The 15,412-nt window shown below is 69.5% G+C and carries 15 protein-coding genes; 10 read left to right on the plus strand and 5 right to left on the minus strand.

Annotation, left to right across the window (positions count from 1 at the left end):
- Window positions 1–10 precede the first annotated feature (10 nt).
- The 8 genes from QDS12_RS04965 (at window position 11) to trmB (ending at window position 7,706) form a co-directional block, all read left to right on the plus strand.
- On the plus strand, window positions 11–418 hold the full coding sequence (locus QDS12_RS04965) for a hypothetical protein (protein ID WP_279877368.1): 408 nt from the start codon (window positions 11–13) through the stop codon (window positions 416–418).
- A 50-nt stretch (window positions 419–468) separates the two neighbouring features.
- Window positions 469–912: a MarR family transcriptional regulator gene (locus QDS12_RS04970; RefSeq protein ID WP_279877370.1), complete on the plus strand. Its 444-nt coding sequence runs from the start codon at window positions 469–471 to the stop codon at window positions 910–912.
- Window positions 909–2,213, plus strand: coding sequence for an MFS transporter (locus QDS12_RS04975; protein ID WP_279877371.1), 1,305 nt, complete (start codon window positions 909–911; stop codon window positions 2,211–2,213). Before QDS12_RS04970 ends, QDS12_RS04975 begins: the two co-directional genes overlap by 4 nt.
- 158 nt (window positions 2,214–2,371) lie before the next feature.
- The gene (rpsL, locus tag QDS12_RS04980; protein ID WP_028660598.1) at window positions 2,372–2,743 is read left to right on the plus strand and encodes a 30S ribosomal protein S12; all 372 of its coding nucleotides are present in this window, start codon (window positions 2,372–2,374) and stop codon (window positions 2,741–2,743) included.
- A 1-nt stretch (window position 2,744) separates the two neighbouring features.
- Complete coding sequence (gene rpsG / locus QDS12_RS04985; RefSeq protein ID WP_279877372.1) at window positions 2,745–3,215, plus strand: 30S ribosomal protein S7; 471 nt, start codon at window positions 2,745–2,747, stop codon at window positions 3,213–3,215.
- A gap of 89 nt (window positions 3,216–3,304) precedes the next feature.
- The gene (gene fusA, locus QDS12_RS04990) at window positions 3,305–5,419 is read left to right on the plus strand and encodes an elongation factor G (protein ID WP_279877375.1); all 2,115 of its coding nucleotides are present in this window, start codon (window positions 3,305–3,307) and stop codon (window positions 5,417–5,419) included.
- A 69-nt stretch (window positions 5,420–5,488) separates the two neighbouring features.
- Window positions 5,489–6,682 carry an elongation factor Tu gene (gene tuf, locus QDS12_RS04995; RefSeq protein ID WP_279877377.1) on the plus strand — a complete coding sequence of 398 codons (1,194 nt, stop codon included), beginning with the start codon at window positions 5,489–5,491 and terminating at the stop codon, window positions 6,680–6,682.
- A 262-nt stretch (window positions 6,683–6,944) separates the two neighbouring features.
- Window positions 6,945–7,706, plus strand: coding sequence for a tRNA (guanosine(46)-N7)-methyltransferase TrmB (gene trmB / locus QDS12_RS05000; protein WP_279877379.1), 762 nt, complete (start codon window positions 6,945–6,947; stop codon window positions 7,704–7,706).
- A gap of 90 nt (window positions 7,707–7,796) precedes the next feature.
- On the opposite strand, the gene QDS12_RS05005 is transcribed toward trmB, so the two are convergent.
- Window positions 7,797–8,621 (minus strand): family 16 glycosylhydrolase, encoded by an 825-nt coding sequence (locus QDS12_RS05005; RefSeq protein WP_279877380.1) that lies wholly within the window; start codon window positions 8,619–8,621, stop codon window positions 7,797–7,799.
- A 49-nt stretch (window positions 8,622–8,670) separates the two neighbouring features.
- Window positions 8,671–9,483, minus strand: coding sequence for a family 16 glycosylhydrolase (locus tag QDS12_RS05010; RefSeq protein WP_279877381.1), 813 nt, complete (start codon window positions 9,481–9,483; stop codon window positions 8,671–8,673).
- 83 nt (window positions 9,484–9,566) lie between these two features.
- Here QDS12_RS05010 and QDS12_RS05015 point away from each other — a divergent pair, with 83 nt between their 5' ends.
- The gene (locus QDS12_RS05015) at window positions 9,567–10,871 is read left to right on the plus strand and encodes an MFS transporter (RefSeq protein ID WP_279877383.1); all 1,305 of its coding nucleotides are present in this window, start codon (window positions 9,567–9,569) and stop codon (window positions 10,869–10,871) included.
- 94 nt (window positions 10,872–10,965) lie between these two features.
- On the opposite strand, the gene QDS12_RS05020 is transcribed toward QDS12_RS05015, so the two are convergent.
- Window positions 10,966–11,973, minus strand: coding sequence for a LacI family DNA-binding transcriptional regulator (locus tag QDS12_RS05020; RefSeq protein ID WP_279877385.1), 1,008 nt, complete (start codon window positions 11,971–11,973; stop codon window positions 10,966–10,968).
- A gap of 59 nt (window positions 11,974–12,032) precedes the next feature.
- On the opposite strand from QDS12_RS05020, the gene QDS12_RS05025 reads away from it, so the two are divergent.
- Window positions 12,033–13,394, plus strand: a complete 1,362-nt coding sequence (locus QDS12_RS05025; RefSeq protein WP_279877387.1) for a GH1 family beta-glucosidase — start codon at window positions 12,033–12,035, stop codon at window positions 13,392–13,394.
- 104 nt (window positions 13,395–13,498) lie between these two features.
- On the opposite strand, the gene QDS12_RS05030 is transcribed toward QDS12_RS05025, so the two are convergent.
- Together QDS12_RS05030 and QDS12_RS05035 are read right to left on the minus strand one after the other, a co-directional pair.
- A complete protein-coding gene (locus QDS12_RS05030; protein WP_279877390.1) occupies window positions 13,499–14,443 on the minus strand; it encodes a carbohydrate ABC transporter permease in 945 nt (314 codons plus the stop codon).
- On the minus strand, window positions 14,440–15,396 hold the full coding sequence (locus QDS12_RS05035; protein WP_279877392.1) for a sugar ABC transporter permease: 957 nt from the start codon (window positions 15,394–15,396) through the stop codon (window positions 14,440–14,442). Before QDS12_RS05035 ends, QDS12_RS05030 begins: the two co-directional genes overlap by 4 nt.
- Window positions 15,397–15,412: the final 16 nt, after the last annotated feature.

Genomic DNA, 15,412 nt, shown 5'->3' on the forward strand with positions numbered 1-15,412 from the left:
CACCCAGGCCGTGTCGGCCGACCTCCTGGTCCTCGCCCTCCTCGCGGCCGCCCTCCTGGCGGTCGTCGGCTCGCTCGCCGTCCACGCGGTGGAGTCGCTCCTCGACGGGCGGCCATCGGTCGCCGCGCTCGGCGCGCTCGGAACGACGCGCGAGGTCCTGGTCCGGGCGCAGCGCTGGGAGGCGGGGCTCGTCACGCTGCCCGTCACGGTGGTGGGGGTGCTGGGCGGTGCGACGCTCTACTACGCGGCGCTCGACGGAGGCGGCGACGTGCCGAACGGCGGTCTGTGGCTGGCCCTCACGCTCGGCATGCTGGTCGGGACGGTCGCGCTGGTCTGCCTCGCCATCGTCGTGTCGACCTGGCTGACCCGCCCGTGGCTGCGGCGGGCGGCGTCGCCCCTGAACCTCCGCACGGAGTGACCTTCGCCCATCCGGAATAGTTAGCGCAACTAATGAGTTACGCTAACGACATGACGATGACCACCGTGAGCAGGACCGACGCCGGGCTGGCGTCCCAGCTCCGTGTCTCCGTGATGCGCCTGCGGCGCCGGCTGGTGGCGGAGCGCGACCCCGGCAACGACCTCAGCATCGGCCAGATGGCCGTGCTCGGGGCGCTCCACGCCAAGGGCGAGCTCACCGTCGGCGAGCTCGCCGCCCACGAGCGGGTGCAGCCGCCGAGCATGACCCGGACGGTCGGCTGCCTGGTCGACGGCGGGTACGTCGAGCGTCGCCCGAGCGACGCCGACCGCCGTCAGGTCATCGTCGCCATCACCGACAAGGGCCGCGGGACCGTCAAGGCCGACCGCGCCCGCCGTGACGAGTGGCTCGCGCAGCAGCTCGCCGGCCTCACCGCAGCCGAACGCGCCGTCCTCCGCGAGGCGGCCCCCATCCTGGAGAAGATCAGCAGCTCTTGAGCCCCACCTTCCGTGCACTGAGCAACCCCAACTACCGGCTGTACCTGGCCGGTAGCGTCGTCTCGAACACCGGCACGTGGATGATGCGCGTCGCCCAGGACTGGCTCGTGCTCAAGCCGCTCGGCGCCGGTGGTGCGGCCGTCGGCATCACGACGGGACTCCAGTTCCTGCCCGTCCTCCTGCTCACCCCGTACGCCGGGGTGGTGGCCGACCGCATGTCCAAGCGGCGGCTCCTCCAGGTCACCCAGGCGACGATGGGCGTCGTCTCGCTCCTCGGCGCCGTGGTCGCCATCACCGGCCACAGCCACCTCTGGTTCGTCTACCTGTGCGCGCTCGCTCTCGGCGTCGGCTCGGCGTTCGACGCGCCGGCCCGCCAGTCGTTCGTCAGCGAGATGGTCGGCCCCGAGCACCTCACCAACGCTGTCGGGCTCAACTCGGCCAGCTTCAACGCGGCCCGCATCCTCGGTCCGGCCCTCGCGGGCCTGATGATCGGCGCGTTCGGGTCGGGGCAGGAGGCCACCGGTTGGGTCTTCCTGGTCAACGCGGTCTCCTACCTGGCCGTCATCGCCCAGCTGGAGCGGATGAACCCCGCGCTCCTGCACACAGCCAAGCTGCGGGGCCGCGGACCGGGAGCCCTGCGCGAGGGCGTCGCCTACATGCGCAGCCAGCCGAAGATGCTCTTCGTCCTGGTGCTGGTGTTCTTCGCCGGCACGTTCGGCATGAACTTCCAGATCACCAGCGCCCTGATGGCCACCGAGGTGTTCGGCAAGGGCGCCGGCGAGTTCGGCATCCTCGGCTCGACGATCGCGGTCGGCTCGCTGGCAGGTGCCCTGATGGCGGCCCGCCGCACCCGGATCCGGATGCGGCTGCTCGTCGTCGCGGCCGTCGGCTTCAGCATCGCCGAGATCGTCGCGGGATCCCTGCCGTCGTACGTGCTCTTCGCGGTGTTCAGCCCCGCCATCGGGTTCTGCACGCTGACCCTGCTCAACTCCGCCAACGCGACGATGCAGCTCGAGTCCGACCCGCTGATGCGGGGCCGGGTGATGGCCCTCTACATGACCGTCGTCCAGGGCGGTACGCCGATCGGCGCCCCCGTCATCGGGTGGATCGGCGAGCAGTTCGGCGCCCGCTGGTCGCTGTGGCTGGGTGGCGGGCTGACGGCCCTCGGGGTGGTCCTGGCCGTCGCGGTCTTCGCCCGGCTCAACGGTGGCCTCGCCAGCGTTTTGACCCCCTATCGGGCGCCCGGTAACCTTTTTCCTCGTGTCTGGGACGACCAGGCCGTCGCGCGTGCCCGCGACTAGTCCACGGAAAGCCGAGGACGCTGGCACGCCCATGACGAGGGCGACACGCCCGACCTCGGGGGCGGCGGCTGGACGGTAGCACCAAACCGGATACCGCAACACCACCCTCCACGGCAGAGCGCTGTGGAGAGAGAGTCGAAAAGAAGGGGAACCACCCGGTGCCCACCATTCAGCAGCTGGTCCGCAAGGGCCGCCAGGACAAGGTGTCCAAGAACAAGACGCCTGCCCTGAAGGGGTCTCCGCAGCGCCGTGGCGTCTGCACCCGCGTCTACACCACCACGCCGAAGAAGCCGAACTCCGCCCTCCGCAAGGTCGCTCGTGTGCGCCTCAGCTCGGGCGTCGAGGTCACCGCTTACATCCCCGGCGTCGGCCACAACCTTCAGGAGCACTCCATCGTGCTCGTCCGCGGCGGTCGTGTGAAGGACCTGCCCGGTGTCCGTTACAAGATCATTCGCGGCACGCTCGACACCCAGGGTGTGAAGAACCGCAAGCAGGCCCGGAGCCGTTACGGCGCCAAGAAGGAGAAGTGAGATGCCTCGTAAGGGTCCCGCTCCCAAGCGTCCGATCGACGTCGACCCGGTCTACGGCTCGCAGCTGGTCACCCAGCTCGTGTCCAAGGTCCTGAAGGACGGCAAGAAGCAGGTCGCCCAGCGCATCGTCTACACCGCGCTCGAGGGCTGCCGCGAGAAGACCGGCACCGACCCCGTCCTCACGCTCAAGCGTGCGATGGACAACGTCAAGCCGGCCATCGAGGTCAAGTCCCGCCGAGTCGGTGGCGCGACCTACCAGGTTCCGGTCGAGGTCAAGGGCAACCGCGGCACCACGCTCGCGCTGCGCTGGCTCGTCGGCTACTCCGCGGAGCGTCGCGAGAAGACCATGGCCGAGCGCCTCCAGAACGAGATCCTCGACGCGAGCAACGGCCTGGGCGCCGCTGTGAAGAAGCGCGAGGACACCCACAAGATGGCCGAGTCCAACAAGGCCTTCGCGCACTACCGCTGGTGACCTGAAGGGCGGTACGCCGGCCGAGCGATCGGGCACGGCGTACCGCCCCACACCGCACCTACTCCAACTCCCTAAGGAACACGCAGACAGTGGCTGTCGACATCACCACGGACCTGAAGACCGTCCGCAACATCGGCATCATGGCGCACATCGATGCCGGTAAGACCACCACCACCGAGCGCATCCTGTTCTACACCGGCATCACCTACAAGATCGGTGAGGTCCACGAGGGCGCGGCCACGATGGACTGGATGGAGCAGGAGCAGGAGCGCGGCATCACCATCACGTCGGCCGCGACGACCTGCTGGTGGAAGAACCACCAGATCAACATCATCGACACCCCCGGCCACGTGGACTTCACGGTCGAGGTCGAGCGCGCGCTGCGCGTCCTCGACGGTGCCGTCGCCGTCTTCGACGGTGTCGCCGGCGTCGAGCCGCAGTCGCAGACGGTGTGGCGCCAGGCCAACAAGTACGCCGTCCCGCGGATGTGCTTCGTCAACAAGCTCGACCGCACGGGTGCCGACTTCTACCGCGTCGTCGACTCCATCGTCGAGCGCCTGAACTCCACCCCGCTGGTCCTGCAGATCCCGATCGGCGCGGAGTCCGACTTCATCGGCGTCGTCGACCTGGTCGAGATGCACGCCAAGGTGTGGCGCGGCGAGACCCAGATGGGTGAGGACTACGCGGTCGAGGAGATCCCGGCCGACCTCGCCGACAAGGCCGCCGAGTACCGCGAGAAGCTCGTCGAGACCCTCGCCGAGGCCGACGACGAGATCATGGAGACCTACCTCGAGGACGGCGACGTCTTCGACGTGCCCACCCTCAAGGCCGCCATCCGTCGCGCGACTCTCGCCGACAAGGTGAACCCGGTCCTGACCGGCACCGCCTTCAAGAACAAGGGCGTCCAGCCCCTGCTCGACGCGGTCATCGACTACCTGCCGTCGCCCGTCGACGTCGACGCCATCGTCGGCCACAAGCCGAACGACGAGACCGTCGAGATCACCCGCAAGCCCAGCGACGACGAGCCGTTCTCCGGCCTGGCCTTCAAGATCGCCTCCGACCCGCACCTGGGCAAGCTGATCTACGTCCGCGTCTACTCCGGGAAGCTGGAGGCCGGTGCGACCGTGGTCAACTCGGTCAACGGCAAGAAGGAGCGGATCGGCAAGGTCTACCAGATGCACGCCAACAAGCGTGAGGAGATCGCGTCGGTCGGCGCCGGCCAGATCGTCGCCGTCATGGGCCTGAAGGACACCAAGACGGGCCACACCCTGTCCGACCCCTCCAACCAGGTCGTGCTGGAGTCGATGACGTTCCCGGCCCCGGTGATCGAGGTCGCGATCGAGCCCAAGACCAAGAGCGACCAGGAGAAGCTCGGCGTCGCCATCCAGCGTCTCGCCGAGGAGGACCCGACCTTCGTCGTCAAGACCGACGAGGAGACCGGCCAGACCATCATCGCGGGCATGGGTGAGCTCCACCTGGAGATCCTCGTCGACCGCATGAAGCGCGAGTTCAAGGTCGAGGCCACCGTCGGCAAGCCGCAGGTCGCCTACCGCGAGACGATCCGTCAGAAGGTCGCGAACCACAGCTACACCCACAAGAAGCAGACCGGTGGTTCGGGTCAGTTCGCGAAGGTCGTCATCTCGATCGAGCCCAACATCGACGCCGAGACCGGCACCGGTGCGGGCTACGAGTTCGCGAACAACGTCACCGGTGGTCGCGTCCCGCGCGAGTACATCCCCTCGGTGGACCAGGGTGCCCAGGAGGCCATGGAGTTCGGTGTCCTCGCCGGCTACCCGATGGTCGACGTCAAGGTCTCGCTCGAGGACGGCGCCTACCACGACGTCGACTCGTCCGAGCTCGCGTTCAAGATCGCCGGCATCCAGGCCTTCAAGGAGGCCGCCCGCCAGGCCAAGCCGGTCCTGCTGGAGCCCGTGTTCGCCGTGGAGGTGACCACCCCGGAGAGCTTCCTGGGTACCGTCATCGGCGACATCAACTCCCGCCGGGGCCAGATCCGCGCGCAGGAGGAGCGGTTCGGCGACATCGCCGTCCAGGCCCTCGTGCCGCTGTCAGAGATGTTCGGGTACGTTGGCGACCTGAGGTCCAAGACCTCGGGCCAGGCTTCGTACTCGATGGAGTTCGACTCGTACGCCGAGGTTCCCACGAACATCGCCGACGAGATCATCAAGAAGGCTCGCGGCGAGTAATCGCCGTACGGCCCTCGGCATCACCCAACTCAGTACGAGTCACGTAACAACACACCAGGAGGAGCCCCAGTGGCTAAGGCGAAGTTCGAGCGGACCAAGCCGCACGTCAACATCGGTACGATCGGTCACATCGACCACGGCAAGACCACGCTGACCGCGGCGATCACGAAGGTCCTGCACGACAAGTACCCGGACCTGAACCCGTTCACCCCGTTCGACGAGATCGACAAGGCTCCCGAGGAGCGTCAGCGCGGTATCACCATCTCGATCGCGCACGTCGAGTACCAGACGGAGTCGCGTCACTACGCGCACGTCGACTGCCCGGGTCACGCGGACTACATCAAGAACATGATCACGGGTGCCGCCCAGATGGACGGCGCGATCCTCGTGGTGGCCGCCACCGACGGCCCGATGCCGCAGACCCGTGAGCACGTCCTGCTCGCCCGCCAGGTCGGCGTCCCCGCCCTGGTCGTCGCGCTCAACAAGTGCGACATGGTCGACGACGAGGAGCTCATCGAGCTCGTCGAGATGGAGGTGCGCGAGCTCCTCAACGAGTACGAGTTCCCGGGCGACGACATCCCGGTCGTGCGCGTTGCGGCCTTCCCGGCCCTCAACGGCGACGCCAAGTGGGGCGAGTCGGTCGCGGAGCTCATGCAGGCCGTCGACGACTACATCCCGACCCCGGAGCGCGACACCGACAAGCCGTTCCTGATGCCCGTTGAGGACGTCTTCACGATCACCGGTCGTGGCACCGTCATCACCGGTCGTATCGAGCGCGGCATCGTCAAGGTCGGCGAGGAGGTCGAGATCGTCGGCATCCGCGAGGGCTCGCAGAAGACCACCGTCACCGGTGTCGAGATGTTCCGCAAGCTGCTCGACGAGGGCCAGGCCGGTGAGAACGTCGGTCTGCTTCTTCGTGGCACCAAGCGCGAGGACGTCGAGCGCGGCATGGTCGTCATCAAGCCGGGCACCACGACCCCGCACACCAACTTCGAGGCCTCGGTCTACATCCTCTCGAAGGAGGAGGGCGGCCGTCACACGCCGTTCTTCAACAACTACCGTCCGCAGTTCTACTTCCGTACGACGGACGTGACCGGCGTCGTGACCCTCCCCGAGGGCACCGAGATGGTCATGCCGGGTGACAACACCGAGATGTCGGTCGAGCTCATCCAGCCCATCGCCATGGACGAGGGCCTGCGGTTCGCGATCCGTGAGGGTGGCCGTACCGTCGGCGCCGGCCGGGTCACCAAGATCACCAAGTGATCCCCGCGGGCTGAGCCCGCACCTGCTTCATCGGAACGCCCCGGGCTTCGGCCCGGGGCGTTCTGCGTTGCCAGCGATCGTCTCCGTCGGTCGAGTGCGAGCGCATCGAGCGTATCGAGACCCGCCGACCTGTTCGCTGGTCGAGTATCGAGACCCCCGCCGGCCTGTTCGGTCGTCGAGTATCGCGACCCCCGACCTGTTCGCTGGTCGAGTAGCGAGCGCCAGCGAGCGTATCGAGACCCCTGCCGAGAGAATGGAACCCATGTCCGACGACAAGCACGGCAAGCTCGCGCGGTCGCGCAACACCTCCCCGGAGAGCCGCCCGCACGTCAGGCTGACCGAGGACGGCCGGCCGCTGCGGGAGGTCCTGTCCTACGCCCGGCGCGGCAGCCGCTTCACGGCGAAGCAGTCCGGCGCCTGGGACCGGCTGGCCGGCGACTGGGTGTTCGGTGCCGACGCGGTCGAGGACCTGGACGGGCCGCTGGACCTCTCGGCGTGGTTCGGCCGGCAGGCGCCGCTCTACGTCGAGATCGGCTCCGGGGTCGGCGAGACCACCGCGTCGTACGCCGCGGCGCACCCGGACGTCAACGTGCTGGCCTTCGAGGTGTGGCTGCCGGGCGTCGCCGACACCCTGGCCCGGCTCGAGGCGGCCGGCGCGACCAACGCCCGGCTCTGCACCGTCGACGCCGCGTGGTCGCTGGGCGAGCTCTTCGCGCCCGGCTCGATCACCGAGCTGTGGACGCTGTTCCCCGACCCCTGGCACAAGAAGCGCCATCACAAGCGCCGCCTGATCAACCAGCCGTTCGTCGGCACCGCCGCGTCCCGGCTGGTCGAGGGCGGCGTCTGGCGGCTCGCGACCGACTGGGCCGACTACGCCGAGCACATCGCCGAGGTGATGGCGACCGAGCCGGCGCTGGCCGGCGGGCCGGTGGCGCGCTGGGAGGACCGGCCGCTGACGAAGTTCGAGCGCCGCGGCCTGGCGGAGGGGCGCGAGATCGCCGACTTCGCCTACCGGCGCCGTTGACCTGAGACGACCTGGGGGCCCGGAGACGACGAAGGTGGCGCGGGAGAACCCGCGCCACCTTCGTCGTCGAGAGGGTGCTGATCGAGGAGGTCAGCAGGCCTGCCGGTAGTGCTTGGCTGTCGTGGCCGGCGCCTTGATGGACTTCTTGCTCTTCTTCTTCATGGTCCAGTAGCGCGCCCAGTCGAGCTGGAGGCGGGTCTTGTTCATCCGGTGACCCGCCACGGGGACGAGCGCGGCCTGCATCGTGTACTTCTTGCCGGACAGGGCCGCGGGCCGCCGCTCGGTGCGGACCACGTGCGCGTCGATGAACCACGAGATGTGGTTCTTGGTGACCTCGACGGCGAACTCGTGCCACTCGTCGTGGCCCACCTTGCGCGACAGCGCCTCGCTCGCCGCGAACCGGCGGTTGGGCAGCGTCTTGATGTTGAAGTTCGCGGTGTGCGCCTTCGACGGGGAGTAGTCGAGGAAGTCGATGTCCTGGGCGCCGCAGTGCCGCTGCCGCTTGCTCTCCGGGACGAGGGACATGACGACGCGGTAGTCGGTGTTGCCCTTCGACTCGCGGTCGGTGCGCATGCGCACCTCCCAGCGGCCCTCGCGGTAGCCGACGCCGGTCCACACGGTGCGGACACCCGCGGACCGCCCCTTCGGGGCGACGAGCGTGAGCATGCCGTTCTGCTGGTAGAGCTTCCCGCGGCCGGCCCGGTGCCAGGTCTTCGGCGCCTTGCGGCCGCCGATGAACTCGTAGCGATGCTTGACCGGATACCAGCCATAGCTGGAGCCCGCGTGGATCAGCTCGAACTTCGTGCAACCGCTCGGGCGCCCACAGGAGGCCTCGGCGCTGGGGATGGCCGAGGTGAACAGGCCGAGGACGACCCCGAGAGCGGTCAGCGGAATGACCAGGTGCTTCGACAACATCCGGGCACCCTAACCCGATCGCCGCGAGCGATCGAGTCCGCGCGCACGATCAGCAGGCGCCGGCGTACGTGCTCGCGGTCGGTGCGGGCGCGTCGACCGGGAGCTTTCCGGGCTTGCGCAGGGTCCAGTAGCGGGCCCAGTCCAGCTGCACGCGCGTCGGCTGCATCGAGGCTCCCGGAGTCGACACGAGGCTGACCTGCATCCGCAGGGGGACCGCGAAGAGGGCCGCCGGCGTCGGCTGGGTCGCGACCACCCGGGCGTCGACGAACCAGGAGACGTGGTCGGGCGCGACCTCGACCGCGAACTCGTGCCACTGGTCGCCGCCGACGGTGCGTGCGGTCGTGGTCGAGGCGTCGAAGGCGAGGTCCGGGAGGGCGCGGACGGAGAACGCAGCCGACCTGGGAGACGTGGGGGAGTAGTCGAGCAGGGCGACCTGCTGCGCGCCACAGTGCTCGTCCTGAGGACGGGTCGGCACGAGTGCGACCCGCACCCTGTAGTCGGTGAGGTCGGTGCGGGCCGCCTGGAGCCGGTGGGTGCGCATCCGCACCTCCCAGCGGCCCTGCCTGCGGGGGTTGCCGGTCCAGACGGTGCTGATGTCGCCGCGCCGGCCCTGCAGGGTCAGCATGCCGTGCGTCGTGGTCAGAGTGCCGCGGCCGAGGTGCTGCCACTGCGCCGGGACACCGCCCTTGAACTCGAAGCGCTGCGCGACCGGGTACCAGCCGTAGGTCGACCCCGCGTGGATCAGCTCGAACGCCGTACATCCGGATGCGCGCCCGCAGGCACCGGGCGTGCCCGCGGTCGCAGGCGCGAGGGGCAGCAGCGCGGCCAGCAGGAGGCCCAGGACGATGAGGCGACGACGCACGCCCGCACAGTAGGCGGCTTTTCGCCGTCTCGCGGCAGAATCGCAGCGGAATCCGACCATTCGCCTGTGAGAGCGTTGCGCCCGTGAGCCGGTTGGAGACGTCCCCGCGACAGCGCGCGGGCCTGCACCGCGCCTGGCCGATCGCCGCGGTGACGATGGCGGCGCTCGTCGCGGCCGCCGGCTTCCGGTCCTCGACCGGTGCGCTCCTCGAGCCGCTCGAGCAGGACTTCGGCTGGTCCCGCGCGACGACATCGGGTGCCGTCTCGCTCAACCTGATCGTCTACGGGCTGACCGCTCCCTTCGCGGCGGCACTGATGGAGCGCTTCGGGGTACGTCGGGTGGTGGCCGCGTCGCTGACCCTGGTCGCCGTCGGGTCGGGGCTCACGCTCGTCATGACGCAGGCGTGGCAGCTGTGGGTGCTGTGGGGGTTCGCGGTCGGCATCGGGACCGGCGCGCTCGCCCTGGTCTTCGGCGCGATCGTCGCCAACCGGTGGTTCGTCGCGCATCGCGGTGTCGTCGTCGGCGTCTTCTCGGCCGCGTCGTCCACCGGGCAGCTGGTCTTCCTGCCGCTCATCGCGCACCTGGCCGACGGGCCGGGCTGGCGGTGGGCGGCCGGTCTGGTCGCGCTCTTCGCGCTGCTGCTCGCCCCGTTGGTCTGGCTGGTGATGCGGGACTCTCCGCGCGACATCGGTGTGACGCCCTACGGCGCCCCGGCCGACTGGACGCTCCCGCCGGCCCCGGCCCACCACGTCGGCGCGGCCCGACTCGCGCTGCTGACGCTGCGGTCGAGCGCGCGGTCCGGGACGTTCTGGGCGCTCTTCGTGAGCTTCTGGATCTGCGGCTGGTCGACCAACGGGCTGATCGGCACGCACTTCATCCCCGCCGCGCACGACCACGGCATGCCGGAGACGACGAGCGCCTCTCTCCTCGCCCTCATCGGCGTCTTCGACATCGCCGGCACGATCGCGAGCGGCTGGCTGACCGACCGCGTCGACCCGCGCAAGCTGCTGTTCTCCTACTACTTCCTGCGCGGACTGTCCCTGCTCTGGGTCGACATGCTGCTCGGGCCCTCGCTGCACCCGAGCCTGTTCCTGTTCGTGCTCTTCTACGGCCTCGACTGGGTCGCCACCGTGCCGCCCACGGTCGCCCTCTGCCGGCAGCACTTCGGCATCGAGCGCTCCGGCGTCGTCTTCGGCTGGGTCTTCGCCGCGCACATGGTCGGTGCCGGCGTGGCCGCCAGCTATGCCGGCTGGATCCGCCAGGCGACCGGCGAGTACCTCCTCGCCTGGATCACCGCCGGCGTCCTCTGCCTCGTCGCCGCCGGCCTGTGCCTCATGGTGCCGCGCCAGCCGCAGTCCAGGCCGGGCGGTGAGCTGTCGACCGTCTGAGGCGCTCGATCGGTCGACGGGTCATCGCTGGGTGGTGGCGCCGCCGGCGCCCACTGAACACTCGCGCCTCGTGGGGCTGCGGGAAGCCGCCGCCTCACCCCTCGTCGCGCGGCGAAGCGGTCGACGTCCGGACGATCAGCTCGACCGGGAGCACCTCCGAGTCGGGCGGTCGTACGCCGGTCAGCTCGGCGAGCACCCGCTCCGCACCGCGCCGCCCCTGCTCGCGCACCGGCTGGGCGACGGTGGTGAGGTCGAAGAACGCCGCCAGCTCGTGGTCGTCGATGCCCACGACCGAGAGGTCCTCGGGCACGCCGAGCCCGAGCTCGCGGGCGCCGCGGAGCACGCCGATGGCCATCTCGTCGGAGGCGGCGAAGATCGCCGTCGGCCGGTCGGACCGGGTGAGCAGCCGCAGGGCGGCGTCACGGCCACCGGTGACGCTGAAGTCGCCGACGTCCTCGAGGTCGCGGTAGTGCCGGATGCCCCGCTCGCGCAACACCGCGCGGTAGCCGGCCAGGCGGGCCGAGGGCGCGATGAAGTCCAGGGTGTCGAGCGAGCCGCCGACGTACCCGATCCGACGGTGGCCGAGGTCGACGAGGTGGCAGGTGGCCAGCCGGGCCGCCCGCTCGTCGTCGATGCTGACGCTGTAGAGGCCGTTCGCGACCGCGCCGACGATCGCGACCGGCCGGCCCAGCTCGGCCAGCCGGGACTGTTCGGGAAGCGAGGGACGGAGACCGAGCACCAGGACGGCGTCGACGCGCTTCGACAGCAGGTCGGTCTGGAACACCCGGTGACGCGCCGCCGGCTCGCCGGCCAGGTTGTAGAGGAGCAGGTCGTAGCCGGCTGCGCGCAGGACCTCCTCGGCCCCCTGGACCACCTCGCCGAAGAACCACCGGGCGACGTGCGGGACGATCACGGCGACCGTGTGGGTGTGACCGCTCGCCAGTCCGACAGCGCTGGGGGAGGGGACGTAGCCCAGCCGCTGGGCGGCCTCGGTGATCTTCGTGCGGTTCTCGTCGGAGACACCCCGCAGCCCGCGCAGCGCGCGCGAGACGGTCGCGGTCGACAGCGCGACCTCGCGGGCGACGTCCTTGATGCTTGTCATCGTGTTCCTTCGACGCGAGATCTTGGGAGCGCTCCCATTCTCCCATTAGAGTGACGCCCATGACACTGAACCTGCCCGACGGCCCGACCCTGGCATTCGGGGCCGCCACCGCGTCCTACCAGATCGAAGGGGCGACGACCGAGGACGGCCGGGGCGTCTCCATCTGGGACACCTTCGCCGCCACGCCAGGCGCGATCCGCGACGGCAAGGACGGCTCGATCGCGTGCGACTCCTACCACCGCTACGCCGAGGACGCCGCGCTCGTGGCCGATCTCGGCGTCGGCTGGTACCGCTTCTCGGTGGCGTGGCCGCGCATCATCCCGACCGGCACCGGGGCCGTCGAGCCGCGCGGCCTGGCCTACTACGACCGCCTCGTCGACTCGCTCCTCGAGCGCGGCGTGACGCCGACCGGGACGTTCTACCACTGGGACCTGCCGCAGGCCCTCGAGGACGCGGGCGGCTGGCTCCACCGCGACACCGCCTACGCGTTCGCCGACTACGCGATGGTCGTGCACGAGCGGCTCGGCGACCGCGTGAAGGTGTGGGCGACGCACAACGAGCCCTGGTGCGCGGCCTACCTCGGCTACGCCGCCGGCGTGCACGCCCCTGGCCGGCGCGAGGGCGGTGACGCGCACCGCGCGGCCCACCACCTCATGCTCGGCCACGGCCTCGCCGCCCAGGCGCTGCACGCAGCGGGCAGCCGCGACGTCGGCATCGTGCTCAACCTCGCGCCCATCTGGCCCGAGCCCGGTACGCCGGCCTCGGCGGCCGACGGCGTCGACGCGGTCCGCAACCGGGTCTGGCTCGACCCGCTCGTCGACGGCGCGTACGACGAGGGTCTGCTCCGCGTCGCACCCGAGCTGGCGAGCGCCGAGCTGGTGCGCGAGGGCGACCTCGACCTGGTCAAGGGCAGCGCCGACTGGCTCGGCGTCAACTACTACACGCCGGTGCGCCCCGGACCGGTCGTGGCGACCCCCGACGGCGAGGAGCGGCACCCCGAGACCGACGCCTACCCCGGCGTCGAGCCGGTCACCTTCCACGTTCAGGAGCCGCGCACCCACATCGGCTGGGAGGTCGAGCCGGCCGGGCTCGAGGAGCTCCTCGTCGACACCTTCAAGCGCACCGGCCTGCCGCTGATGGTGACCGAGAACGGCGCGGCGTACGCCGACGACCACGTCGTCGACGGCGTCGTGCAGGACGAGGACCGCCGTGCCTACCTCGAGAGCCACATCGCGGCGACCGAGAGTGCTCGCGAGGCAGGGGCCGACATCCGCGGCTACATCGTGTGGACGCTGCTCGACAACTTCGAGTGGGCCGAGGGCTACACCAAGAACTTCGGGATCGTGCGCGTGGACCCGGTGACCCAGGACCGCACGCCCAAGGCGTCGTACCGCTGGCTGCAGGAGCGGCTCAAGGGATGACGTCCCCCGGCTGACGCCGGTACCGACGACGCGGCCCCCGTCGCTCGCCACCAGCGAGCGACGGGGGCCGTCGTCGTCTCGAGCGGATCGGCCGGACGTGAGCCCTACCCCTTGACCGAGCCGGCCAGGAGGCCGCGGACGAAGAACCGCTGCAGGGCGATGAACACGATCAGCGGGATGACCATGGAGACGAACGCCCCGGCGGTCAGCAGCGGCCAGTCCTGGCCGCGGGTGCCGGTCATGTCCACGAGCGCCTTGGTGAGCGGGGGAGTGGACTGGCTGAAGATCATCGCGACCAGCAGGTCGTTCCACACCCACAGGAACTGCAGCACCGCGAACGCGGCGATCGCCGGCGTCATGAGCGGCAGCATGATCCGGGTGAAGATCTGCGGGTGGCCCGCGCCGTCCACCCGGGCCGACTCGACCAGCTCGCCCGGGATCTCCCGCATGAAGTTGTGGAGCAGGAAGATCGCCAGCGGTAGGGCGAACATCGAGTGCGACAACCACACCGAGTAGAGACCACCGGCCGGTGGGTTCTCGCCACCGTGGATCGGGATCAGGTTGAACGGCGGGTGGTTGTAGAGCTTCAGCAGCGGGATCAGCGTGACCTGGATCGGCACGATCTGGAGCGCGAAGACGAGGACGAAGAAGAAGTCCTTGCCGGGGAAGCGCATCCACGCGAAGGCGTACGCCGCCATCGTGGCCAGGAAGATCGGGATGATCACGGCCGGCAGCGTGATGACGATGGTGTTGATCAGGTTGGGCGTCAGGTTCGTGCTGCCCGACCCCGACAGCACCTGCCGGTAGTTGTCGAGCGTGAAGCTCGGGCTGGTGAAGACGTGCCACCATCCCGTCGTCTTCACGTCCGTCTCCGGACGGAACGACGAGATCAGCAGGCCGGCGGTGGGCACGGTCCACAGCACCGCGATGATCACCGCGGCCAGCGAGGCCCACGGGGAGGTCAGCGCCTGCTTGGCCGCCTTGGGGGCGGAGACGCGTGGCTCGTCCAGTGCCGCGGAGACGGCACCCTCGGGAACGATCGTGGTCATCGGGCCTCGGCCTTCCTGAGCTGGCGGATGTTGTAGACGACGACCGGGCTCACCAGCACGAAGATCAGTACGGCGATCACGGCCGCGGTGCCGTTCTGGCCCTGCGACTGACGGATGTAGAAGTCGTAGGCGAGCACGTTCGTGTGCCAGGCGCCGCCCGCACCGATGCTCTGCACGATGTCGAACGCCTTGAGCGTCGTGATCGTGATCGCGGTCAGGACGACGATGATCGTCGGGCGGATGCTCGGGATCGTGATGAAGCGGAACATCCGCATGCCGCCGACGCCGTCGAGGCGGGCCGCCTCCACGATGTCGGTCGGGATCGCCTTGATCGCCGCGGACAGCACGGTCATCGCGAAGCCGGTCTGGACCCAGACCAGGATCGCGATGAGGAAGAGGCTGTTCCACGGCGAGTGGTTGAGGTCCTGGTACCACGTGTGGTTGCTGCCGAAGCCGAGTGCACCGGCGACCGCGTTGAGGAGGCCGATCTGGGGTGCGTAGACGAACTTCCAGATGATCGACGCGCCGACGAGGGAGATCGCCATGGGCAGGAAGATGAGGGCCTTGGCGAGCCGCTCAAAGTTGGCGCGGTCGATGAGGACCGCGTAGACGAGCCCGATGAACGTCGCCGCGATCGGGGTGACCACGACCCAGAGGGCGGTGGTGATGAGCACCTTGATCTCGGCGTCGCTGCCGAAGATCGCGTGGTAGTTGTCGAGCCCGACCCACTGGTGGCCGAGGTTGTCGCGGAACGACGAGTAGATGGTGTTGATCGCCGGATAGAGAAGACCGACGACGATGAGGAGCAGCGCGGGCAGCAGGAAGGCCGCGGATTGGACGAGCTCACCACTCCTCGAACGGAGTCTCTGGGTGAGCAGCAGGATGATCGAGACGACCGCGAAGAACAGCGCGATCGCGATCACCATCTGCACGAGCTTTTCGCCGGTGGACATGGCCCTCCAGGTGCAA

Source organism: Nocardioides sp. CER19, from assembly GCF_029846275.1.
Lineage (GTDB): Bacteria > Actinomycetota > Actinomycetes > Propionibacteriales > Nocardioidaceae > Nocardioides.